This window comes from Amycolatopsis silviterrae (assembly GCF_042684085.1).
Lineage (GTDB): Bacteria > Actinomycetota > Actinomycetes > Mycobacteriales > Pseudonocardiaceae > Amycolatopsis > Amycolatopsis silviterrae.
In genome coordinates, this window is the sequence record NZ_JBHUKS010000027.1 from 82,531 (window position 1) to 105,784 (window position 23,254).

The 23,254-nt window shown below is 67.4% G+C and carries 21 protein-coding genes; 7 read left to right on the plus strand and 14 right to left on the minus strand.

Annotated features, from left to right (window positions below; translation table 11 throughout):
• Positions 1-57: 57 nt before the first annotated feature.
• The 4 genes from ACFSVL_RS34235 to ACFSVL_RS34250 all read right to left on the minus strand — a co-directional run bounded on the left by ACFSVL_RS34235 (position 58) and on the right by ACFSVL_RS34250 (position 3,671).
• Positions 58-942: a lysophospholipid acyltransferase family protein gene (locus tag ACFSVL_RS34235; protein ID WP_378310230.1), complete on the minus strand. Its 885-nt coding sequence runs from the start codon at positions 940-942 to the stop codon at positions 58-60.
• Positions 939-1,721, minus strand: a complete 783-nt coding sequence (locus ACFSVL_RS34240) for a GNAT family N-acetyltransferase (protein ID WP_378310232.1) — start codon at positions 1,719-1,721, stop codon at positions 939-941. The genes ACFSVL_RS34235 and ACFSVL_RS34240 overlap by 4 nt, the downstream gene beginning before the upstream one ends.
• Before the next feature lie 176 nt (positions 1,722-1,897).
• Positions 1,898-2,857 (minus strand): electron transfer flavoprotein subunit alpha/FixB family protein, encoded by a 960-nt coding sequence (locus ACFSVL_RS34245; protein ID WP_378310233.1) that lies wholly within the window; start codon positions 2,855-2,857, stop codon positions 1,898-1,900.
• Between the two features lie 28 nt (positions 2,858-2,885).
• Positions 2,886-3,671, minus strand: a complete 786-nt coding sequence (locus ACFSVL_RS34250) for an electron transfer flavoprotein subunit beta/FixA family protein (RefSeq protein ID WP_378310234.1) — start codon at positions 3,669-3,671, stop codon at positions 2,886-2,888.
• A 243-nt stretch (positions 3,672-3,914) separates the two neighbouring features.
• On the opposite strand from ACFSVL_RS34250, the gene ACFSVL_RS34255 reads away from it, so the two are divergent.
• Positions 3,915-4,754 (plus strand): DegV family protein, encoded by an 840-nt coding sequence (locus ACFSVL_RS34255; RefSeq protein WP_378310236.1) that lies wholly within the window; start codon positions 3,915-3,917, stop codon positions 4,752-4,754.
• Here the strand turns inward: ACFSVL_RS34255 and ACFSVL_RS34260 are convergent.
• Positions 4,732-5,163 carry a hypothetical protein gene (locus ACFSVL_RS34260; RefSeq protein WP_378310238.1) on the minus strand — a complete coding sequence of 144 codons (432 nt, stop codon included), beginning with the start codon at positions 5,161-5,163 and terminating at the stop codon, positions 4,732-4,734. The two genes, ACFSVL_RS34255 and ACFSVL_RS34260, sit on opposite strands and share 23 nt — an antisense overlap.
• A 53-nt stretch (positions 5,164-5,216) precedes the next feature.
• Between ACFSVL_RS34260 and ACFSVL_RS34265 the strand changes: the two genes are divergently transcribed.
• Genes ACFSVL_RS34265 through ACFSVL_RS34275 form a run of 3 tightly spaced genes read left to right on the plus strand, consistent with a single transcriptional unit; the run spans position 5,217 to position 8,025 of the window.
• Complete coding sequence (locus tag ACFSVL_RS34265; protein ID WP_378310239.1) at positions 5,217-5,990, plus strand: class I SAM-dependent methyltransferase; 774 nt, start codon at positions 5,217-5,219, stop codon at positions 5,988-5,990.
• Positions 5,987-7,516: a 1,4-alpha-glucan branching protein domain-containing protein gene (locus ACFSVL_RS34270; protein WP_378310241.1), complete on the plus strand. Its 1,530-nt coding sequence runs from the start codon at positions 5,987-5,989 to the stop codon at positions 7,514-7,516. Before ACFSVL_RS34265 ends, ACFSVL_RS34270 begins: the two co-directional genes overlap by 4 nt.
• 17 nt (positions 7,517-7,533) lie before the next feature.
• A complete protein-coding gene (locus tag ACFSVL_RS34275) occupies positions 7,534-8,025 on the plus strand; it encodes a glutathione peroxidase (protein ID WP_378310243.1) in 492 nt (163 codons plus the stop codon).
• Between the two features lie 521 nt (positions 8,026-8,546).
• Here ACFSVL_RS34275 and ACFSVL_RS34280 read toward each other — a convergent pair.
• Complete coding sequence (locus ACFSVL_RS34280) at positions 8,547-10,361, minus strand: glycoside hydrolase family 2 protein (RefSeq protein ID WP_378310245.1); 1,815 nt, start codon at positions 10,359-10,361, stop codon at positions 8,547-8,549.
• A gap of 505 nt (positions 10,362-10,866) precedes the next feature.
• Between ACFSVL_RS34280 and ACFSVL_RS34285 the strand changes: the two genes are divergently transcribed.
• Positions 10,867-12,120 carry a glycosyltransferase family 4 protein gene (locus ACFSVL_RS34285; protein WP_378310247.1) on the plus strand — a complete coding sequence of 418 codons (1,254 nt, stop codon included), beginning with the start codon at positions 10,867-10,869 and terminating at the stop codon, positions 12,118-12,120.
• 57 nt (positions 12,121-12,177) lie between these two features.
• Here ACFSVL_RS34285 and ACFSVL_RS34290 read toward each other — a convergent pair whose 3' ends face one another.
• From ACFSVL_RS34290 to aceA, 5 genes are all read right to left on the minus strand, one after another.
• Positions 12,178-12,576: a MarR family winged helix-turn-helix transcriptional regulator gene (locus ACFSVL_RS34290; RefSeq protein ID WP_378310249.1), complete on the minus strand. Its 399-nt coding sequence runs from the start codon at positions 12,574-12,576 to the stop codon at positions 12,178-12,180.
• A gap of 511 nt (positions 12,577-13,087) precedes the next feature.
• Positions 13,088-13,489 (minus strand): DMT family transporter, encoded by a 402-nt coding sequence (locus ACFSVL_RS34295; protein WP_378310251.1) that lies wholly within the window; start codon positions 13,487-13,489, stop codon positions 13,088-13,090.
• 34 nt (positions 13,490-13,523) lie between these two features.
• Complete coding sequence (locus tag ACFSVL_RS34300) at positions 13,524-13,841, minus strand: DMT family transporter (RefSeq protein ID WP_378310253.1); 318 nt, start codon at positions 13,839-13,841, stop codon at positions 13,524-13,526.
• 559 nt (positions 13,842-14,400) lie between these two features.
• Positions 14,401-16,005, minus strand: coding sequence for a malate synthase A (gene aceB, locus ACFSVL_RS34305; protein WP_378310255.1), 1,605 nt, complete (start codon positions 16,003-16,005; stop codon positions 14,401-14,403).
• Between the two features lie 70 nt (positions 16,006-16,075).
• Positions 16,076-17,365: an isocitrate lyase gene (gene aceA, locus ACFSVL_RS34310; protein ID WP_116198817.1), complete on the minus strand. Its 1,290-nt coding sequence runs from the start codon at positions 17,363-17,365 to the stop codon at positions 16,076-16,078.
• A gap of 229 nt (positions 17,366-17,594) precedes the next feature.
• Here aceA and ACFSVL_RS34315 point away from each other — a divergent pair, with 229 nt between their 5' ends.
• Together ACFSVL_RS34315 and ilvA are read left to right on the plus strand one after the other, a co-directional pair.
• Complete coding sequence (locus ACFSVL_RS34315) at positions 17,595-19,019, plus strand: short-chain fatty acyl-CoA regulator family protein (RefSeq protein WP_378310257.1); 1,425 nt, start codon at positions 17,595-17,597, stop codon at positions 19,017-19,019.
• 61 nt (positions 19,020-19,080) lie between these two features.
• Positions 19,081-20,337: a threonine ammonia-lyase IlvA gene (ilvA, locus tag ACFSVL_RS34320; RefSeq protein WP_378310259.1), complete on the plus strand. Its 1,257-nt coding sequence runs from the start codon at positions 19,081-19,083 to the stop codon at positions 20,335-20,337.
• A gap of 143 nt (positions 20,338-20,480) precedes the next feature.
• Here the strand turns inward: ilvA and ACFSVL_RS34325 are convergent, their stop codons facing one another.
• The 3 genes from ACFSVL_RS34325 to ACFSVL_RS34335 all read right to left on the minus strand — a co-directional run bounded on the left by ACFSVL_RS34325 (position 20,481) and on the right by ACFSVL_RS34335 (position 23,248).
• The gene (locus tag ACFSVL_RS34325) at positions 20,481-21,929 is read right to left on the minus strand and encodes an alpha/beta fold hydrolase (protein WP_378310261.1); all 1,449 of its coding nucleotides are present in this window, start codon (positions 21,927-21,929) and stop codon (positions 20,481-20,483) included.
• A gap of 161 nt (positions 21,930-22,090) precedes the next feature.
• Positions 22,091-22,435, minus strand: coding sequence for a nuclear transport factor 2 family protein (locus tag ACFSVL_RS34330; RefSeq protein WP_378310263.1), 345 nt, complete (start codon positions 22,433-22,435; stop codon positions 22,091-22,093).
• A 57-nt stretch (positions 22,436-22,492) separates the two neighbouring features.
• On the minus strand, positions 22,493-23,248 hold the full coding sequence (locus tag ACFSVL_RS34335) for an acyltransferase (RefSeq protein ID WP_354739152.1): 756 nt from the start codon (positions 23,246-23,248) through the stop codon (positions 22,493-22,495).
• Positions 23,249-23,254 lie beyond the last annotated feature (6 nt).

Sequence of the window (23,254 nt, forward strand, 5' to 3'; positions counted from 1 at the left end):
AGAGGTTTCGCCAAAAAACGGCAACACCTCTCCGCAGCCCCGTGACCAGCGTGTTCATCAGTGCACAACCGGTTGGGAGGCCGCCCGACGCCCGACCAGAACCCGGCGGCGCTGCGGCGGGATGCGGACCGTGCCGAGGGCCGAGTGCACAGCGGCCTCAGCAAGAGCGGCCAGCGAACGACGGTCTTCGGCGCGCCCGGGAGCGATCTCCGGGCACACGTGCACCTCCAGGACCAGACCGCGCAACGCGGCGACCCGGCGCAGGGACGCGATGAGCGACTCCGGTCCGATGAACGCCGGCTGGCTGGTTTCGCGACCGTCGGCGAGGCGGTAGCGCAAAGCGATCGGCCGGACCGGGACGCCGCCGTCGATCGCGGCTTGGAAGGTCGCCGTCGTGAAGCGGCCGGAGGCCAGGCCGCACCAGGTGGTGCCCTCGGGGGTGACGTTGACGAGCGCACCGGAGCGGAGGCTGTCGGCCAGTTCGGACATGGTGCCCGGCAAGGTGCGCAAGCGATTACGGTCCAGGAAAATACTGCCGCCTCGACGCACGAGTGTGCCTAGAATCGGCCAGGAACCGATCTCGATCTTCGCGAGCGCGCGCATCGGGCGCAGGGCGTTGATGGCGATGATGTCCAGCCAGGAGATGTGGTTGTTCACCACAAGCGCGCCGCGGCCGGCCGGGGCGGCGAGGAAGTCCGCGCCGCCCACAACAGACATGCGCACGCCGAACGCCCTCAGCACGGCCCGGAAAATCCGGCGCACCAAGCGTTCCCGGACCCGGCCACGGATCACCAGCAGGGCCGGCGCGACCAGCAGCGCCGCGAACACCACTGAAATCGCGGCGGTGAAACGCAAAACCCTCCGCGGCAGGGCGACCGTCGGCGCGCCCTCAGTCAAGCAGCCGTCACCGCATGGCGACGTCGGCATCCAGGCGTGGCTCATCCTTGCGCTCCGAGAAAGAACTTCAAGTACCGCTCGTCGACCTGCTGCAGATCGAGAAGGACAAAGAAGTCGGCGACACCGAAGTCGGCGTCGAGGGCCGGCGGGCCGCATACCTTGGCACCGAGCCGCACGTAGCCCTTGATCAGCGGCGGGAGCAAGGCCCGGTCGGGACGCGCGATCGCAGCTGGGTCCCACGGGTTCAGCGGTGAGACGCGCAGCGAGTCGTCAGCGTGGTGCTTGGTGCGCAGGACATCCCAGACACCCGCGGCGTAGCTCCCGCCGTCGTTCAGCGGGACCGAAGCGCAACCAGCGAGATAGCGGTGCCCGGAAAGGAGCATGTAGCGCGCGATCCCAGCCCACACCAGGCTCACGACGGCACCGCTACGGTGATCAGGGTGGACGCAGGACCGTCCAGTCTCGACCAAGGACGGCCGCAGGGCCGCGAGCGTGGTCAGGTCGAATTCGCTGTCCGAATAAAGCTTTCCGGCCTGCGCGGCGCGTTCCGGCGGAAGCATGCGGTAACAGCCGACGATCTCGCCGGTGTTGTCGTCGCGGACCACGAGGTGGTCGCAGAATTCGTCGAAGTAGTCGACATCCCGGCCGGGCTCCGGGGAATGCAGTTCCGCCCCCATCTCCTCGGCGAAAACCCGGTATCGCAGCTTCTGTGCGGCGAGCACTTCATCGTTCCCGTTGGCGACCAGAAGCGAATACCGCGGCGCGCCAGCGGGAAGGTCGGCACCCGCCTGATCAGTACTGACGAGGAGCTGTGACGACGTCATGGTCAAGGTGTACCTGCCGGTAGGCGGCCGCGAAGAGTGCCAATCGATGACCGGTCAGTGCACGTTGAGTTAATTGCCGGTTCTCAGGTTCCTCTCAGGCGGGAGGAAAGGCTTCCGGAGAACGCGGAAGGCCGCCGCGTGGCGAGCACGCGACGGCCTTCCGAGCGAAAGAAACGTCAGCCCTTGCGCTTGTCGACAGCCTCGGTCAGCTGCGGCGCGACGTTGAACAGGTCGCCCACCACACCGAAGTCGGCGATCTCGAAGATCGGAGCCTCGGCGTCCTTGTTGACCGCGATGATCGTCTTCGACGTCTGCATGCCGGCGCGGTGCTGGATCGCGCCGGAGATGCCGAGCGCGATGTACAGCTGCGGCGACACCGTCTTGCCGGTCTGGCCGACCTGGAACTGCGCCGGGTAGTAGCCGGAGTCGACAGCGGCACGGGACGCGCCGACGGCCGCACCGAGCGAGTCGGCCAGCTTCTCGACGACGTCGAACTTCTCCGCCGAGCCGACGCCGCGGCCACCGGACACGACGATCGACGCCTCGGTCAGCTCCGGACGGTCGCCGCCCACGACCGGCTCGATGCCGGTGATCTTGGCGGCCTTCGCCGGGTCCTGCGCCGGAATCTCGACGGTCTCCTCGGCAGCCGCGCCGTCGGCGGCCTCCGCCTCGACCGCGCCCGGACGCACCGACACGACCGGCGCACCCTTGGCGGCCTTGGCCTTCACCGAGAACGCGCCACCGAAGATGGACTGGTCCACCGTGCCGTCGGCGCTGATGCCGACCGCGTCGTAGAGCAGACCGGAGCCCAGCCGCAGCGCGACCCGCGCGGCCACCTCCTTGCCCTCGGCGCTGGCGGCGACGAGCACCGCGGCCGGCGAGACCTGCTCGGCGAGCTTCGCCAGCACGTCGACCTTCGGGGTCACCAGGTAACCGGTCGCGTCGTCGCCCTCGGCGACGTACACCTTCGCCGCGCCGTGGCCGGCGAGCGCTTCCTTGGCCTTCGCCGCGGTGCCGGTCGGGCCCACCACGACGGCGGAGGGCTCGCCGAGAGCGCGCGCAGCGGTCAGCAGCTCGAGCGTGACCTTCTTGACATCACCGTCGACGTGGTCGACGAGGACGAGTACTTCAGCCATTTTCCGGAATCCTCCTCGAAACCGTGTCTCAGATGAGCTTCTGCGCGACCAGGTACTCAGCGACCTTCGAGCCGCCGTCGCCCTCGTCCTCGACCTTCTCGCCCGCGGTGCGCGGCGGCTTCGGCGAGGCCTCGACGACCGTCGACCACGCGTTGGCGAGACCGACCTCGCCCGCGTCGATGCCGAGGTCGGCGATGGTCAGCGTCTCGACCGGCTTCTTCTTCGCGGCCATGATGCCCTTGAACGACGGGTAGCGCGGCTCGTTGATCTTCTCGCTCACGCTCACCAGCGCCGGCAGGTTCGCCTCGAGGTGGGTGATGCCGTCTTCGGTCTCGCGGTCGGCCTTCACGGCGGAGCCCTCGACGGTCAGCTGACGCACGTAGGTCAGCTGCGGCACGCCGAGCAGCTCGGCGAGGATCGCGGGCACGGCGGCGCCGCGGCCGTCGGACGCCTCGTTGCCGGCCAGGATCAGGTCGTAGCCCTCGACCTTGCCGACGGCGGCGGCGATGACCTTCGCGGTGGCGATCGCGTCGGAGCCGTGCAGCGCCTCGTCGGAGACGTGGATGGCCTTGTCGGCTCCCATGGAGAGCGCCTTGCGGATCGCGTCGGTGGCGCGGTCCGGGCCGACCGAGATCACGGTGACCTCGCCCTCGCCGGCTTCCTTGATCTTGAGGGCCTCTTCGACGGCCTTCTCGTTGATCTCGTCGAGCACGGCGTCGGCTGATTCGCGGTCAAGGGTGTTGTCGGAACCGGAGAGCTTCCGCTCCGAGTAGGTGTCCGGTACCTGCTTGACCAGGACAACGATGTTCGTCATGGGTCTTCTTCGACCTCCCGGTTGGGGCCGGCTCTCGGCCGCGGGACAGTGCTCTACTGAGCGGTAGATTAGGGCCAATTCCGCGACCGGACCCCTCGAGGTGACGGCATTCACCTGGATGAGCAATCTAATGGGACCATCGTCCTAGTAGTTGACCGGTTAGCCCGTCCAGCGCGCCGCTCGCCCGATCGGAGCAACGGTCACTTACTCGCAGTAGGCCGTTAGGGGTTACGCTCCGGCACCATGTCCGCGCACATCGCCGTAGTCACCGACTCGACCTCGTGCCTGCCCGAGAAACTCGCCGCCCAGTGGCGAATCAGCGTCGTCCAGGTCCAGCTGCACGTCGGCGACCAGACGGACGACGAGCACCGCTTCGACCGGGGCGACCTCGTCCAGACCATGAAGTCCGGCACGGCCGTCACGACTTCGCCGCCCGATCCGGGCGCGTTTTTCTGGACCTACCAAGACGCGGCGTCCGCCGGCGCGTCGGCCATCGTGAGCCTGCACATCTCCGGACGGCTTTCGCAGACCGTCGAAGCCGCCCGCGAAGCCGCCCAGCAGGTCCGGATTCCCGTGCACATCCTCGACAGCGGGACCGCCAGCATGAGTCTCGGCTACGCCGCGGTGTCCGCCGCCCGCGTCGCCGGGGCCGGCGGCCAGCTCGAGCGGGTCCTGGACGCCGCGGAACGGCGAGTGCGCAACTCGACCGAACTGATCTACGTCGACACTCTCGAATACTTGCGGCGATCCGGACGGATCGGTGCCGCCCAGTCGATGCTCGGAAGTGCCTTCGCGATCAAGCCGCTGCTCACTGTCCGCAATGGCGAGGTAAGCCCGCTCGCCCGCGTCCCCGGCACCAAACGAGCGATGAACCGGCTCGTCGACCTGGCTGTGAAGGCCGCCGGCGACCAGCCCGTGGACCTTGCGGTGACCCGATTCGGCTCCGACGAAAGCGAAGTCGTCCGGCGGCTGCGGGAACGAGTGCCGGGCGCGGGCGACATCGTGGTGGGCGACGCGAGCACTGTGATCGGCGCGCACGTCGGCCCGGGTGCGCTCAGCATCACGGTGTCGCCGTCGAACTGACCTCGATTCGCCGTCCCGGGACCAAAAGCACCACGAGCGGAAGCAGCACAGTCAGGGCGAGCCCGCCGATGATGAGCACCTGGTCGAGCTGCGGATAGTGCCCGAGGTGACCCGCGTGGTAGATGAGGTGCGGGACGGCGAACAGCAGCGCCGCGACGGCCACCATCCGCGCGACAGCTGTGGTCCCCATCACTGCAGCGCCGACGAGCATCGCGCCGAGCGCCAGGCTGAGGCCGCCGAAATCGATGATGAAGTGCTCGCTGTAAGGCCCGTCCATGGCGACCCAGCCGTGCCGGAAACCGGGAAAGTCCTGGTAGAACCCCATCGGGTCGAGCAGTGGCCACAGCCCCTGCACCAGGGTGTACAGACCGAGCAGGATGAGGAGAATGCGCGTGATCGTCCGTTGCATACGGCTGGAACGAGACGGCTGCGCGGAACGTGACAGGCGCTAGGGTCGCGCAGGTGACCAACGCAGCCACCCGGGCCGAGGCACTGCACCTCACCGGCGAACGGACCGTCCCCGGCATCCCCGAGGAGAATTACTGGTTCCGACGCCATGAAGCCGCCTACCTCGCCCTCCTCCCCCACTGCACCGACGCGACGGTGCTCGAAGCCGGCTGCGGCGAGGGCTACGGTGCCGGGCTCATCGCCCAACATGCCCGGCGAGTACTCGCGCTGGACTACGACGTACCGACCACCGAGCACGTCGCGCGCCGGTATCCGGACGTCGCCGTCGCACGGGCGAACCTGGCATACCTCCCGCTGCGGGACGGCGCGGTCGACGTGGTGGCGAACTTCCAGGTGATCGAGCATCTGTGGGACCAGGCCAGTTTCCTGGCCGAATGCTTCCGCGTCCTGCGACCAGGCGGGAAACTACTGGTCACGACCCCGAACCGGCTCACGTTCACGCCGGACAGCGACACCCCGCTCAACCCGTTCCACACGCGCGAACTGGCACCGTCCGAATTGGACGGCCTGCTGCGTGCCGCCGGATTCTCGGTCGCCGCGCTGAACGGGCTGCACCACGCGGAAACCCTGCGCACAACGGAAGCCCGCTATGGCGGCTCCATCATCGACGCGCAACTAGACGTCGTAATGGGCTCGCTTCCCGGGCAGGCGACCTGGCCCGGCGACCTCCTCGCGGACGTCGCCGCGATCCGAGCCGACGACTTCGCTCTGCACGACAACGACCTAGACGCGAGCCTCGACCTGGTGGCTGTGGCGGTGCGCCCGTGACCGCCCAGAATTCGTCGCACGAAGGCACGTTCTGCCTCGTCCTGCATAGCCACCTGCCTTGGCTGCCGCATCACGGCAGCTGGCCGGTCGGCGAGGAATGGCTGTACCAGGCGTGGACGCACTCGTACTTGCCGGTCGTCGACCTGCTGCGCCGTTTCGCCGCTGAGGGGCGACGCGACGTCCTGACGCTTGGCATGACACCAGTTCTCGCCGCGCAGCTTGACGATCCGTACGCCATCCGCGCCTGTCACGACTGGGTCGGCCACTGGCAACTGCGCACGCAGCACGCGTCGACGCTTTGGGGTGGCGATCCGTTGCTGCGCGACCTCGCCGCCGCCGAGCACCAGGCCGCGATGCACGCCACCGAGGAGCTGGAAACGCGCTGGCGGCATGGTTTTTCTCCTATTCTGCGGTCGTTTGTGGACAGTGACACGATCGAACTGCTCGGCGGACCGCTGGCGCATCCGTTCCAGCCGCTGCTGGACCAGAGGGTGCGACGGTTCGCCCTCCAGGCCGGGCTGGAGGACACCGCGCTGCGCATTGGCCGCGCGCAAGAAGGTATTTGGGCACCTGAATGTGGTTATGCACCGGGAATGGAACAAGATTATCACGATGCCGGCGTGCGACGCTTCCTTGTCGACGGCCCTTCACTCCATGGTGACACCTCGGCCGCGCATCCCGTCGGCGACTCCGATGTCGTTTGTTTCGGCCGCGATCTCGAAGTCACGTACCGGGTTTGGTCGCCAAAAGCAGGCTACCCAGGGCATGCGGCGTACCGGGATTTCCACACCTGGGCACACGAAGTCGGGCTGAAAGCGTCACGCGTAACCGGGAAAACCGTTGAACCGCAAGACAAAGCTCCATATGACCCCGCGCTCGCGGCGGACGTTCTAGGCTCGCACGTCAAGGATTTCGTCGAAACAGTCGTCGCACGGCTGCGGTCGCTTCGCGAGCAGCACGGCCGCGAATCGCTGGTGGTTGCGGCCTACGACACGGAGCTCTTCGGACACTGGTGGCATGAAGGCCCCGCATGGCTCGAAGGAATCCTGCGCGCACTGCCCGAAGCAGGCGTCCGGGTGACCACGCTGCGCGGCGCGCTAGAGGCCGGCCACCTAGGAGAACCGGTCCAGCTGCCAGCTTCCTCATGGGGCTCGGGCAAGGACTGGCGAGTCTGGGACGGCGAGCAGGTCGCGGACATGGTGCAGGACAACGCGTCCTTGCAGACGCGGCTGCTTGACTTGGTCGACAAGCAGGATGGGACCACTCGCGACGTCATCGCCGACCAAGCTGTCGCCGAAGCGATGATGGCGCTGTCCAGTGACTGGGCATTCATGGTCACCAAGGACTCTGCCGCCGACTACGCCCGCCGGCGCGCCCGCGTGCACACTGACCGATTCGATGCCCTCGCCGGCTTGCTCCGTAATGGGGATCGCGCCCGCGGGCTCGCCCTGGCCGGGGAATACCGCCGGGCCGACGGCCCGTTCGGACATCTGGACGCGCGTGCCCTGCGCCGTCCTCCCGCATGACGATCGAAGGGAACTCAATGGGAATCCGCGACCTGCCCCTCAAGACCCTGTCCGGTGACGACGCCACTCTCGGCGGGCCGCTGGCGGGCAAGACGCTGCTCGTGGTCAACGTGGCGTCGAAGTGCGGCTTGACGCCGCAGTACACCGGTCTGGAACGACTGCAGGAACGCTACGGCGACAAGGGTTTCTCGGTCGTCGGGTTCCCGTGCAACCAGTTCGCCGGCCAGGAGCCCGGAACGGCGGAGGAGATCCAGACGTTCTGCTCCACCACGTACGGAGTGTCTTTCCCGCTGTTCGAGAAGATCGACGTCAACGGCGAAGACCGGCACCCGCTCTACGCCAGCATCACGGAGACTCCCGATGCGGACGGCGAGTCCGGCGACGTGCAGTGGAACTTCGAGAAGTTCCTGATCAGCCCGAGCGGCGAAGTGCTCGGTCGTTTCCGTCCGCGCACGGAGCCGGAAGACGAGACGATCGTCGCTGCGATCGAGGCGGCGCTGCCCGCTTGAGTTCCGGCTCGGCTCTCCGGCCTGCGCAATTAGCGGCCGGAGAGCATTCGCCATTTTTCGGCGAATGCCCGCTGAGGCCGAACCAGCAGGGTTCGCGAAGAGGCGGCGCAGGCCGCGGACCTGTGCCGTTGCCGTTCAACGGCGAAAGGGTCCCGCGTTCCTCACGTCCGCTCGTCCGCGGTGCAGTCGCCTCTCATCGGCGACTGTCGACCGATCACGTGAGTCACCGTGAGCAGCACGTCGCCGCGCACGACAACGTCAGCCATCGACACCAGCCGTCTCCGACGGACGTCGCCGATCGCCGGCAATTCCGACACCACCGGTCGCCTGATCCTGTAGCCGTCGACCGGCAACGCCGAAGCAGTGCGCCCAGACGGACGCATCTCACGAGCTTCGAAACACCGTTGACCAGTTCGTCGCCAGCGAGCGGCGAATCGCAAGACGGCCTGGTCTGTCCCCCAGGCCGCAGCCCCTAACCGGGGCTGCGTTTCTTCCGTTGCCGCTTGGTGGCGAATCGCAGGTCAACGGCCGTCCGGAGCTTCGCCAGATGGCTCGGCAGCGGTCTTCACCTCAGGATGCGAACCGCGGGCAATCGCCGCCCGATTGTGGTTCGCGGCGTCGACGAAGTCGAGCTTCTGCACTCGACGGTCGTAGGTGAGGAGGCCGTTCACTTCGTTCTCTACATCAGTGGTCTGAGTATAGATCGCGCCGGACAACCCCAGATCGGAAATCAACCCTTCGAGGCGTTCGCTCACCTCCGCATACCGGCGAGTGAGGTGCGCGGAGTCGGTCGTCATTTCGTAAGCGTTGGGCGGACCTGGCCAGACATGGCCTTCGAGGATCAAGCCCAGGCCGCCGTATTCGCCGTCCGCCAATGCGCGATGGTCCCCCTCGTGCGGCTCCCCCGGCCCGACGTACGTGTGGTCGTCGTAAATGTCGCCGGCACCGGTGTCCGGACGGGAGAAACAGCAGTTCACGCCGCTGTTCGCGACCACCAGCCGGGTCGGGTCGAGGTCCTTCACGAGGGCCGCGATCCGGGCCGTGTCGAATTCTCCCCAGCCTTCGTTGAACGGCACCCAAGCGACGATCGACGTGACATTTCGCAGCTGCGCCACCAGTTCCCGCAACTCGGCCTCGAAGCGCTGCCGGCCTTCGGGCAGCGGATCCGGTGCGTGTCCGGGAGGCCCGGCGAACGACACGACCAGTGACGGCATGTCCTGCCAAACGGCCAAACCCAGCCGATCCGCCCAGTAATACCAGCGCGCGGGCTCGACTTTGACGTGTTTGCGGACCAGGTTGAACCCGAGTTCTTTTGTCTTCTCCAAGTCGAACCGGAGCGCCTCGTCGGTCGGTGCGGTGTAACCGCCGTCCGGCCAGTAGCCCTGGTCGAGTGGTCCGTGCAGAAAGGTGATCCGGCCGTTCAAAGCGATTCGTGGCCGTCCGTCGACATCCGGGACGATTTCTACCGTTCGCAGCCCGCAATAGCTGGCTACTTCGTCCAGTACATCACCGTGCGCATCCAGAAGCCGGACGGTGATGTCGTAGAGGAACGGATCGTCCGGAGACCACGGATGCGGTTCTGGGAGGTTGGCCCGCAGCCGCGCACCGGCGGTGCCTCGAACGCGCGCTGCCTCGTCGCCGTTTGGCGGCGAAACGATCAGCTCTACCTGGGTGCCACCGGTGACCTGCGGGAACACGGAAACGCCAGACAGGTCCGACGTAACTTCGAGGGACGAAATACGCTCATTCGGCACCGGCTCGACCCACACGGTCTGCCAGATCCCCGACGTCGGCGTGTAGCAGATACCGCCGGGTTCGTTGCGCTGCTTGCCGATCGGGTGCGGCTCGATGTCCGTGCGGTCTTCCGCGCGAACGGCAATTTCCTGCGGGCCCGATACACGGAGCGCATCCGTGATGTCCGCGGAGAACGACGTGTACCCGCCCTCATGGGTGACCACCGACTGGTTGTTGACCCGCACCTCGGCTTTCTGGTCGACTGCACCGAAATGCAGCAACACCCGGCGCCCGCGCCAGCCTTCAGGGATCTCGAACAGCCGCCGGTACCACAGCACTTCGTCTCGTCGGCCGATTCCGGAGAGCGCCGATTCCGGCGCAAAGGGGACCAGGATGCGTTCGCTATACCCAACGGGGCGCGGCCCGGCGGGCGAAGCCGGCCATCCTGCGTACTCCCAGACGCCGTTGAGGCTCAGCCACTCCGGTCGGCGAAACTGTGGACGCGGGTACTCGGGCAGCACCGCGGCCGGGTCGACTCGGTCGGTCCACGGGGTGGTCAACGGCGGGTCCGCGCGTTGCCATTCGGGCTCTGTTGGAGTCATCACCCGTCATGGTGGCAGAGAATCGCGAAACGCGGCATGGCTTGACGGCCGTTCGGACAAGCTCCTGTGCGGGCCCGCTAGATGTCTGAGTCGACGGTCGATGTCCGGCCGTTGGTTACCGGTGGAGTCTGCTCCGGCAGAGAGGAAAGTGCGCCGGCGACCGTTCGCCGCTCAGTGGCTAATAGCTGGTCAGCCGGTGGGAGCAGTCGGAGCAGGGCTGGTCGCGGCGAGTGAACGTCGTTCGTCGCAGCAGGTGATCGTGGGAGGAATTCGTGCGTGGGTCCGGCGGTCGCGGCCGCGTGGAACTGTGTGCTGAGCAGCGCGGATGTGGTCGTCGCGAGTCTGCGGGCCGGGCAGGCTGAAGCTGTTGCCGTTTTTTGGCGAATCGCTCTGACCAGCGGCTTCTTTGCTTCTTGGACGACTTTTCGCCTGGTGTCGACGAGGTTTTCCGGCGGTCGTTCGGGCGGCCGCCCCGGGGTAAGCGACTGGCGAGTAACCTCGGGCCATGCGCGTGCTGATGCTGTCCTGGGAGTACCCGCCGGTGGTCATCGGCGGGCTGGCCCGGCACGTTCACGCGCTGGCGCGGCATCTCGCGCAGCAAGGCCACGACGTCGTCGTCCTCTGCCGGCACACTGCGGGGACTGACGCGTCGACGCATCCACGCAGCGATCGGGTCATCGAGGGGGTCCGGGTCGTCCGCGTCGCCGAGGATCCGATGCACCTGACTTTCGAACGGGACCTCGTCGCGTGGACGCTCGCCATGGGGCACGCGATGATCCGGGCGGCGCAGGATTTGCTCCGCACGTGGCAGCCCGAGGTTGTCCATGCGCACGACTGGCTGGTCACTCATCCGGCGATCGCGGTCGCCGAGGCCGCCCGGGTGCCGCTCGTCGGGACGATCCACGCGACTGAAGCGGGCCGGCATTCGGGGTGGCTGTCTCACCCGCTGAACCAGCAGGTGCATTCGGTCGAGTGGTGGCTGGCCAACCGGGCCGACGCGGTGATCACCTGTTCGCAGGCCATGCGCAAGGAGGTCGCGCACCTCTTCGAGATCGACCCGGCCGACGTCGCGGTGATCCACAACGGCATCGAGGGCCGCAGCTGGCGCGTGTCGTCCAGCGAAGTCGCGAAGATGCGGGAGCGGCACAGCCCGGACGGTGCCCCGTTCCTGCTGTTCTTCGGTCGGTTGGAGTGGGAGAAGGGCATCCAGGACCTGCTAGCCGCGTTGCCCCGGATCCGCCGCCAATTCCCGGGGACGCGAGTGGTTGTCGCCGGAAAAGGGCGACACCATGACGAACTCGTCGCGCAAGCCCGCAAGCTGCGGATTCGGCGGGCGGTGGACTTCGTCGGGCATCTCTCCGACCGCGACCTGCGCGCCCTTTTGGCCGCCGCCGACGCGGTCGTGCTGCCAAGCCGGTATGAGCCGTTCGGCATCGTCGCCTTGGAGGCTGCTGCCGCGAAAGCGCCGCTGGTGGCGTCGACCGCGGGTGGGCTTGGCGAGGTTGTGATCGACGGCGAGACCGGCCTGGCTTTCGCGCCGGGTGACGTCGCTGGCCTTGCTTCGTCCGTGACGAGCGTTTTGAGCGACGTTCCGGCCGCGACCCGGCGTGCGCGTGCGGCGCAGGCCAGGCTCGGTGCTGACTTCGATTGGGGACGGATCGCGGAGGCGACTGTCGAGGTTTACCGTCGCACCCGGGTCGGCGAGCCGGTAGAATTGGGGCGACCGAAGATCGCGACTGGCAACGCCTTCGAGGTATAGCTCCACGCTCGTCAGAGCAATTCGCCGCTCAGTGGCTAATGCCTGGTCAGAAGCTCGTCAGCGGGGGTCGACGGCCGCGATGAGGTCGCGGTAGTCAGGGTCTGCTGCGACTCGGTCGAAAGCGCTCGCCAAGGCGGCTTCGTAGACCGGGACGGCTTTGCGCAGGGTGGCGCGTCCGGCGTCGGTGATTCCGGTGTAGACGCCGCGGCGGTCGTATTCGCAGAGGCGTCGTTCGGTGAGGCCGGTCCGTTCGAGCCGGCCGACGAGGCGGGTCGCGGAACTCTGGTTGAGCGACGTCGCGTCCGCGAGTTCCTGCATGCGGAGTTCGCCGTCGGCGCGGTCGGCCAGCGACATCAGGGCGACGAATTCCGAGAAGCCCAGGTGCAACTGCCGCTGCAGGGCTTGTTCGACCTCGTGGTCGACACGGCTGCGAAGGGCCATCATGCGGGGCCACATAGCGCCGAGGGTGGTGAGTTTCGCCCCTGCGGACTTCCGTCCGGGGGAAGGTGTGGTGGCCACGCGAACGACCTCTCCGGCAAATGCTTGCCCGGCATCGAGAAAGTGAAGCCGAGACCTCTTGTATAGCACATGTGCGTGCATGCAATTGGGGCTCGATGCCTAGGTGATCCAGCAGGCCGAGTGCGTCTTGGCCCTGATCCCAGTAGGTGTACGACGAACCCGGGGCCTCTTCTGGGGTTTGTCCGCAGCCGCGGGCGTCCCAGGTGATCGGGTGCCATTCCGGGGCGAGCGCCTCGGCTCGCGGTGCGAAGGTTGAGTGGTCCAGGAAGTAGCCGTGCCCAAGCAGCAAGGCCGGTCCGTCGCCCCCGGTGTCGGCGAAGAAGATCGGGTGGTTGTTGACCGTTGCTGTGGGCATTCGGCTGGCCCCCAGGTTCGTCGGCAGACAGCGTTGCTGGCCCGATGCAGCGTAGGCGTGACGTGATCGCGTGGGACGTCGTGCTGAATGCGGTTAGTCGTCAGACTTCGCTGAATCGGTTGAACCGCCGGTGAGTTTCAGGCTGATGACTCCGGCGATGATCACGGCCAGGAACAGAATCCGCAGCGGTCCCAGGCTTTCGCCGAAAATGATCGCGCCGAAGATCGCGGCGCCGCTCGCGCCGATGCCGGTCCAGACGGCGTAGCCGACACCGACATCGATGGTGCGCAGGGCGAGACTGAGGGTGAAAATCGTTGCGGCAGCAGCGATCACGGTGGCGATTGACCAGGGCAGGTTGGTGAAGCCTCGGCTGCCGTCCGTGCTGACGGCGAACGCGATTTCGCAGACGCCGGCGAAGAGGAGGATGCCCCACGCGCGGCGGCTGGCCTGCGTCTTCTCCTCGGTGACGACTGCTGCTCCGGACTGAGCGGACACGGCGGAAATCCTTTCGGGAAAGGGAAAACGGGAGTCAGGCACCGGTCAGCTGGAGTCCGATGATGCCGCAGATCACCAGGCCGAAGCCGATGAGCTTGCGCCAGCCGAGCTTCTCCTTGAAGATCAGCGCGCCCAGCAGCACGATGCCGACCGAGCCGAGGCCGGTCCAGATCGCGTAGCCGACGCCGACGTCCAGGGTCAGCAGGGCGCGACTGAGGAAGAAGATGCCGCCGGCCGCCATGACCAGCGTGAACACCGACGGCCACAGCTTCGTGAACCCGTTCGTGGCGTTGGCTCCGAGCGCGAAGGCGATCTCGAAGAGCACAGCGATGCCGAGGTAGAGCCAGTGCATGGTTTCTCCGGGTGCGAGTGGGAATCGGAAGCTGCTCGGCACCCTTGCCGGCGACGCTCCCCCAGGTAGTTACATGTGCAATATATGTATGTCGAATCAAATAAGCAAGGCCCGTTCGGCAGGTGGGAGGCGGGGCGTCGAGGTGGTTGCCGACGCGGTGGTCAAGGCCGGAAAGCGGGGATGACCTGGGATTCGCCACTGAGCGGCGACGGCGATTCGGCCGCGGGAGGCCGGGACTGGAGCGTTCAGTGCGGCTCGCTTCGTCGCCGGTCCAGCAGGACGAGGAGGGCGGGATCATCCGGCTGACGAGTGCGGTGGAGGGCAAGCGAGCAGGCGGGAGCGGCTCCCAAATCAAGAAGCCCAGGAGCGACCGAGAGAACGGACTCCGCAAAGCCGAGACCCGCGCCCTCGCCAGACAGCGGCGAAAAAGCGCGGGTCCGGAAAGACCCGGGCCCGGTGGCGGGGAGCCTCCGCCACCGGACCCGTCCCCGGCACCATCCCAAAACGTGATGCGGGGTGACCGGTCGCCGGTGGTCAGGTCACTGGCGACCGGAGCCTGTCACCGCTCGGTCAGGTAGCGGGCGTAGGCGACAGTCGTGAGGAAGCTCGGCAGCTTCTCGCCGAGGGCGGTCTCGGTGAAGATCGCGCGAGCGTCGTCGAGGCGGGCCGACGGGCCGAGGTCCGCGCGGACCTTCGCCAGTTCATCGTCCAGGAACTCGACGGTCAGCTCGTGGGTCAGCGCCGTGCCGTCCTCGAGCTTCGTGCCGTTGCGGATCCACTGCCACACCTGGCACCGCGCGATTTCGGCCGTCGCGGCGTCTTCCATGAGGTTGTGGATCGCCGCGGCACCCGTGCCGCGCAGCCAGGAGTCGACGTAGCGGAGGGCGACGTTGATGTTCGCCCGCACGCCCGCTTCGGTCACCTCGCCGCCGGCACTCGCGACGTTGAGCAGGTCCGAAGCGTCGACCGACACGTCTTCGCGCAGCTTGCCGAGTTGGTTCGGCCAGCCGCCGAGCACTCGGTCGAACACCTCGCGGCACACGGGCACCAGACCGGGGTGCGCGACCCACGAACCGTCGAAGCCGTCGCCTGCCTCGCGTTCCTTGTCCTGGCGGACCTTTTCCAGCGCGTTTTCGTTGGTAGCCGGGTCCTTGCTCGGGATGAACGCCGCCATCCCGCCGATCGCGTGCGCCCCGCGGCGGTGGCAGGTGCTGACGAGCAGTTCGGTGTAGGCGCGTATGAAGGGGACCGTCATCGTCACCTGAGCACGGTCCGGCAGCACGAAGTCGGCACCGTGCGCGGAGAAGTTCTTGATGACGCTGAAGATGTAGTCCCAGCGTCCGGCGTTCAGGCCGGCCGCGTGCTCGCGGAGTTCGTAGAGGATCTCGTCCATCTCGAAGGCCGCGGTGATCGTCTCGATCAGCACGGTCGCGCGGATCGTGCCACGCGGGATGCCGAGTTCCTGCTGCGCCAAGAGGAACACGTCGTTCCACAGCCGTGCTTCCTGGTGGCTCTCCAGCTTCGGCAGGTAGAAGTACGGGCCGCTGCCGCGTGCCAGGAGCTGGCGGGCGTTGTGGAAGAAGTACAGGCCGAAGTCCACGAGGCTCGCCGAAACCGGGCGGCCGTCGATGCGGATGTGCTTCTCGACCAGGTGCCAGCCGCGGGGGCGGGCGACGATCGTCGCCGGGTCGTCGCCGATCGTGTAGCGCTTGCCGGCCTCGGTGGTGAAGTCGATGTTGCGGCGGATGGCGTCGAACAGGTTGAGCTGGCCGTCGACGACGTTGTGCCAGGTCGGCGAGGTCGCGTCCTCGAAGTCCGCCAGCCACACCTTCGCGCCGGAGTTGAGCGCGTTGACCGTCATCTTCCGGTCGGTCGGGCCGGTGATCTCGACGCGCCGGTCCTCGAGCCCCGGCGCGGCGGGGGCGATGTGCCAGCTCTCGTCCGACCGGATCGACCGCGTCTGCGGCAGGAAGTCCAGCTGCTCCTCCCCCGACTGCAGCCGCTCGCGACGGCGGCGGCGCTCGTCGAGGAGTTCGCGGCGGCGTCCGGCGAAGGTGTTGTCGAGCTTGGCTACGAAGTCCAGTGCGGCCGGGGTGAGGATCTCGGCGAAGCGGCCATCGGTCGGCCCGGTGACCTCGATGCGGGTGTTCAACGTGTCAGCCATCTCGTACCTCCGCGAAGGGGGAAAGGAAGGGGGCGGGCCGGCGACCGGAATCGCCGGCCCGCGGGGTGCGTCAGTGGAACTGGTCTTCTTCGGTCGAACCCTTGAGCGCGGTGGTCGAGCTCTCCGGGTTCAGCGCGGTGGACACCAGGTCGAACCAGCCGGTGCCGACCTCGCGCTGGTGCTTCGTCGCGGTGTAGCCGCGCTCCTCCGAAGCGAACTCGCGCTCCTGCAGGTCGACGTAGGCGCTCATGCCTTCGCGGGCGTAGCCGTGCGCCAGGTCGAACATCGAGTAGTTCAGCGCGTGGAAGCCGGCCAGCGTGATGAACTGGAACTTGTAGCCCATGGCACCGAGTTCGCGCTGGAAGCGCGCGATGGTGTCGTCGTCGAGGTGCTTCTTCCAGTTGAACGACGGCGAGCAGTTGTAGGCCAGCATCTGGTCCGGGTACTGCGCCTTGATCGCCTCGGCGTACTTGCGGGCGACCTCGAGGTCCGGCGTGGAGGTCTCCATCCACAGCAGGTCGGCGTACTGCGCGTAGGCCAGGCCGCGGTCGATGCACGGCTCGATGCCGTTGTTGACCTCGTAGAAGCCCTCGGAGGTGCGGCCGCCGGTGAGGTACTTGCGGTCGCGCTCGTCGACGTCGCTGGTCAGCAGGGTCGCGGCCTGCGCGTCGGTGCGGGCGACGACCAGCGACGGCACGTTCAGCACGTCAGCGGCCAGCCGGGCGGCGTTCAGGGTGCGCTCGTGCTGCTTGGTCGGGATGAGGACCTTGCCGCCGAGGTGGCCGCACTTCTTCTCGGACGCGAGCTGGTCCTCCCAGTGCACGCCGGCGGCACCGGCCGCGATCATGCCCTTCATCAGCTCGAACGCGTTCAGCGGACCGCCGAAGCCCGCTTCCGCGTCGGCGACGATCGGGGCGAACCAGTCGATGTCGCCGTTGCCCTCGGCCCAGTTGATCTGGTCGGCGCGGCCCAGCGCGTTGTTGATGCGGCGGACGACGGCCGGGACCGAGTTGGCCGGGTAGAGGCTCTGGTCCGGGTAGGTCTGGCCGGCGAGGTTGGCGTCGGCGGCGACCTGCCAGCCGGACAGGTAGATGGCCTTGAGGCCGGCGCGCACCTGCTGCACGGCCTGGTTGCCGGTGAGGGCGCCCAGCGCGTGGACGTAGTCCTCGCTGTGCAGCAGCTCCCACAGCTTCTCCGCGCCGCGGCGGGCGAGGGTGTGCTCTTCGACGACCGAACCGCGAAGCTTCACCACGTCGGCGGCGGAGTAGGTCCGCTGGACACCCGCCCAGCGGGGGTCGGTCTTCCACTGCTCGGCCAGCTCGGCCGCCGCCTGCTCGAGCTGATTGGCCTGCTCGGTCATCGGACTCTCCCGTGTTGCGAAGTTTGCGATTGCTCGCCTTGCCTGGTCACGACCCTGACACGAGCGGGAAAACCCGGTCTACCGCTCCAATTTGCCAATTTCTGCGAAGATTGCCTAGCATGTTGCAAAGGTTGCGAATCCACCGTTCGCAACCACAGCGAAAATTCGCGGGCTTGATCGTTCACGTAATCGTTCAGGCCCGGAAACCTTCCGGCCGGACGGAGCACCCATGGACAAAACTTTCGCCGGGGCGCGGCTGCGGCATCTGCGCGAAAGCCGGTCGATGAGCCAGGCGGATCTCGCCCGTGTGCTCGAGATCTCACCCAGTTACCTCAATCAGATCGAGCACAACTCGCGCCCGTTGACCGTGCCGGTGCTGCTGCGGATCACGCAGGCGTTCGGGGTCGACACGGAGTTTTTCGCGAACAACGACACGTCGCGGCTCGTCGCCGATGTAAAAGAAGCCCTGCTCGACGAGGCCGTGGGCGTCGAAGCGACCACGAGCGAACTGAACGACCTGGCCAGCAACCTGCCGTCCATCGCCCAAGCGCTGGTCAAACTGCACCGCAGCTACCGCAACGCGGTCGAAAGCACCGCCGCGTTGACCACGGAAAACGGGCTCGGCCTGCACGGAAGCGCCGCCGCGCCGTTGCCGCACGAGGAGGTCCGCGACTTCTTCTACGAGCGGGAGAACTACGTCGCCGAACTGGACGAACGGGCGGAGCGGATGGCCGCCGAGATCCCGTTGCGGCGCGGATCGGTGCTGGGGTCGCTCAAGGAACGGTTGTGGCAGCGCTACGGCGTCGAGGTTTCCAACGAGGGCATCAACGAATCCGCTGGTGAACAGCATCGGTACGAGCCCGCGACGCGGGTGCTGCGGCTGGCGCCGAGCCTGCGCGTCGGGCAGCAGGCGTTCCGGATGGCGTCCCAGATCGCGCTGCTGGAATACGACGACCTGATCACCGAACTCGCCGATTCGTGGGCGTTTTCCGGCCCGGCCGCGCGGACGCTCGCGCGGGTCGGCCTGGCGAACTACTTCGCCGGCGCGCTGATCCTGCCCTACAGCCCGTTCCTGGCCGCGGCCGAGGAGTTCCGGTACGACATCGAGCGGCTTTGCGACCACTTCGGCGTCGGTTTCGAGACCACGTGCCACCGGCTGTCGACTCTTCAGCGGCCAAAACAGCGCGGGGTGCCGTTCTCGTTCGTGCGCGTGGACCGGGCCGGAAACATGTCGAAACGGCAGTCCGCGGCGGGTTTCCACTTCTCGCGCGTCGGCGGCGCGTGTCCGCTGTGGAACATCTACGAGGCTTTCACCTCGCCGGGCAAGATCCTGACGCAGATCGCGGTGCTGCCGGACGGCAAGCGCTACTTCTGGGTCGCGCGGACGGTGTCGCGCAACATCGGCGGCTACGGCAGTCCGGGCAAGACGTTCACCGTCGGCCTCGGCTGTGAACTGCGGCACGCCGGGCGGCTCATCTACTCGACCGGGCTTGACCTGGACGAACCCGCCGCGGCGACGCCGATCGGGATGGGGTGCAAAGTGTGCGACCGGCCGGCCTGTTCGCAGCGCGCGTTTCCGGCGATCGGCAAACCGCTCACGGTGGACGAAAACACCAGCACCTTCGTCCCGTATCCGGCGGTGCCGAAGACGTGAGCGCGGTCCGTGACGTGAGTGCCCCGGACGTGTTCACCGGGTGCGAAGTACATTCACCCGAGTGCACGATATCGATACGGTGAACGCAGAACTGGTCGAGCAGGCCGCCGAACGGCTCGCGGGCGTGGTCACACGCACTCCCCTCGAGCCCAACGCGCGTCTCTCGTCCCGCGTAGACGCGCGCGTGTGGCTTAAGCGCGAAGACCAGCAGACGGTCCGCTCGTACAAGATCCGCGGCGCGTACAACTTCATCGTGCAGCTTGACGCTTCGACCCGGGAGCGCGGTGTCGTCTGCGCGAGCGCGGGCAACCACGCACAAGGCGTCGCGTACGCGTGTCGTCGCTTAGGGGCGAACGGTCGTGTGTACGTGCCGGGCACGACGCCCCGGCAGAAGCGTCAGCGCATCGCGGCTCTCGGCGGCGCGCACATCGAGGTCATCGTTGTCGGCGAAACGTACGAAGACGCCTTCGCCGCGGCTAAGGAAGACGCCCACCGCACTGGGGCGACGCTCGTGCCAGCTTTCGACGACGTACGCACTGTCGCCGGTCAAGGCACTGTCGCGCTTGAAGTGGTTTCGCAGCTCGGCTTCGTGCCGGATGTCCTGGTGGTGCCGGTTGGTGGCGGTGGTCTGCTGGCCGGGATCGCGACGTGGGTCCGCGAGCGGCACCCGGACATCCGGGTCGTCGGCGTCGAACCGGCTGGCGCGATGTGCATGGCGGCGGCACTCGAAGCGGGCAAACCGGTGCGGATCGACGCGGTCGACCCGTTCGTGGACGGTGCCGCGGTGCGCGAGGCCGGCCAGGTGACGTTCCCGTTGATCCGGGACAGCGGCGCGGAACTGACGTCCGTCGCCGAAGGTGCGGTGTGCACGGAAATGCTGTCGATGTACCAATCGGACGGCATCATCGCCGAGCCCGCGGGCGCGCTCGCGGCTGCCTCGCTCGGGACCAGCGTGCAGGTCGAGCCGGGGCAGACGGTGGTGTGCATCGTGTCCGGCGGCAACAACGACGTCAGCCGGTACAGCGAAATCCTCGAACGCTCGCTGATGCACGAGGGGCTGAAGCACTACTTCCTCGTCAGCTTCCCGCAGGAACCTGGCGCGCTGCGTCGGTTCCTCGACGAAATCCTCGGGCCGGAGGACGACATCACGCGGTTCGAGTACGTGAAGCGCAACAACCGGGAGATCGGCCCGGCGCTGATCGGCGTCGAGATCCCGCGGCGGGCGGACCTCCCGGGGCTCCTGGCGCGGCTGGAGAAGAGCCCGCTGCAGGTGGAGCGGGTGGAGCCGGGGAGTCCGTTGTTCCACTTCCTGCTTTGAGATTCCCCTGACCTGGGGTTCTGCTGGCCTGGGGGTCGGCTGGTTGGCCCGGCGGGTGCTCGCCGTGGCATTGCCCGCGGCGGCATTGGCTGGCTGACCCGCCGCGGGCTTGCGTTGTCGTTGGTCTGGCTTTGCGTTGCTGGTTACGGCTGTGGAGCCGGGATCGGTTCGCCGGGGCAGGACTGCGTGGTGGGCTGGCCGGTGTCGAAAAACGTAACTGCCGCGGTGGCGCAGGGAAGGCTCGACAGCGAGCCATGGGCGTCGTCCTCGACTGTCATGAGGGAACCGCCGATTCGCCGCTGAGTGGCGAAGGCCCATTTGATGGGCGTGACCGGCTCGTAGGTGTGGCCGACCAGCTGCAGCGGACTCTTGCCAGGGGTGAACTGCCACTGCGTCGCGGGCACTGGCCAGCCGACGCACCTCTGCTCGTAGCTGCCGTATTTGCCGGCGACCGAGTTGGCTTTGACCCGGTCGAGGTGGTCTTGCCAGACGGTGTCGAAGTCGCGCGGGGTGGGTGACTCGTTGCAGAGCAAAGCTGTCTGCTGGAACCTGCTGCCGCCGGTCCGTTCGGTGTCCCAGCCGAAGCCGTGCGCCGTGGCAGGTTGCGTCTGCGGGGTGCCGCCGTCGCGAATTGCCGCTAGGTGGCTAGCCGCCTCGACCCACTGGCGGCGTGGGTAGGCGAAGTACTGGTTGACCGTGTCGCCATTAATCGGCGAATCGCCGGAGCCGGGGCGCGGATGGTCGGCCAGTTCGGCCCGCAGGTCGAGAAGAGCCTTCTCTACCTGCGGTTCTGTCCCGCCGAAGTGGTAGACGGAGTCGTACCGCGCGACCCACGCGGCGAACTCGCGGAACGTGTTCTCGCCTGCCATTGCCATATCGTCGTCCATCGTCTTGACGCTCAACTGCGGTGGCATCACGGAATCCAGCAGCATTTTGTCGACATGGTTGTCGAAGAGCGTGCGGTACTCCGCGCCGAGCGCCGTGCCCCAAGAAACGCCGTAATAGCCGATTCTCTCCTCGCCCAGTGCTTCGCGGATGCGGTCGACGTCGCGGGCGATGTTCGGTGTGGTGAACGACTTCACCAGGTCTGGGTCCTTTGCGAAGCAGGCAGCGTTCGCGGCGGCGCTGCGTTCGGCGAGAAAGCGTGCGCGGTCCTTTTCGGACAGTCCCGGATCAGGTTGGGTGTCGTCCTCGGCGCACGGGATGTTCGCGCTGTAGTCGACGCCGCGGGGATCGAACCCGATCAGGTCATGGTGTTCCAGCAGTCCGGCGGCCTTGCTTTCGGCGATGTTCAGCGGAACCCCCATGCCGGACTGGCCAGGACCGCCGGGGTTGAACACGATCGCACCCGTGCGGTGGCCGGTCGCGCGGATCCGGCTGACGGCGACGTCGATGGTCCGGCCGCCGGGATTGGCGTAGTCGAGCGGGACGGTCACCATGGCGCATTCGGTCCGGTGGTCGTCCGCGTCCCAGCCTTTCGCGATCGACGCGCAGGGCTGCCAGTCGAGGTTTTCCGCGGCGGCCGCCGCTGGAGCGAGGGGGACCGCAGCTACGGCCGCGATTACAGGTGCGAGGTGGCGGAGCTTCGGCATACCGGCCATGATCATCGCCGGCCTGGCCGCGGACATCGGCCGATCGGTCGGATGCGCCTGGCCGAAAAGACGCGAACAGCACCGCCGGGTCGCCCGTATCAGGCCAGGAACGAGCACGCTTCCGCAGGTCAGCGTGTTTTGCCAAAAAACGGCAACACCGGTCAGCCGAGTTCGGCGCTGCCCTCGCGGTAGATCTTCGCCGCCGCGATGCGGTCCCCGGCCAGCCGATAGAAGCCGGCGATGGGGAAAACGCTGTCCTCGCCGTTGTGGGTGAGCCGCTCAGTCAATTGGGCGGCGACCTGGTCACCGTCCGCGAGAACGTTCTCGACCGTCAACGTCGGAAGAAGCTGCTCCATCGCACCGCTGAACAGCTCGGTGAGCTCGTCGCGTCCGCGCACCACGCTGCTGCCGGTGATCCAGACCGCGTCTTCGGTGAAGCCGTCGAGGAGAGCCTGGAGATCACGGTCGTTGAAAGCAGCGACATGCCGGCGGAGAGCTTCGCTCATGTGCCAAGGCTATCCGCGCTGTCAGACTATTGTCGCCGTCAAGACGGCCGGCCAGCGTCAGCTGTCGCCGAGCGTTTTCTGCAGCGCCTTGTTCGCCTTGCGCGCCATGTCGGCGACGGCCTCGCGCCGGGCCGCATCCGCGGCGTAGTCGTCCTCGCGGTTGCGGACCACCCGGGCCGGTGAACCGACCGCGATCGAGTAGTCCGGGATGTCACCGCGCACCACCGCGTGCGCGCCCAGCACGCTGCCGCGGCCGATGCGCGTGCCCTTGAGGACGCTGACCTTCGTGCCGAGCCACGTGTCCGGCCCGATCCGGACCGGCGACTTGACGATGCCCTGGTCCTTGATCGGCACGTGGATGTCCGCGGTCACGTGGTCGAAGTCGCAGATGTACACCCAGTCGGCGACGAGCGTGGCCGCGCCGAGCTCGATGTCGAGGTAGCAGTTGATCACGTTCTGCCGCCCGAACACCGACTTGTCGCCGATGCGAAGGGACCCCTCGTGACAGCGGATGGCGTTGCCGTCGCCGATGTGCACCCAGCGGCCGATCTCCATCCGGCCGTATCCGGGACGGCAGTGGATCTCCACGTTCTTGCCGAGGAACAGCATGCCGCGCAGGATGATGTGCGGGTTCGCGACGCGGAATTTGAGCAGGCGGTAGTAACGCACGAGGTACCACGGCGTGTACGCGCGATTGCGCAGCACCCAGCGCAGCGAGTCGGCCGTCAGGAACTTCGCCTGGTGCGGGTCCCGCCGGGCCCGCCGCCAGGCGCGCACGCGCGACAACGCGGGCGCACCCCACATCGACGTCATGCCCTT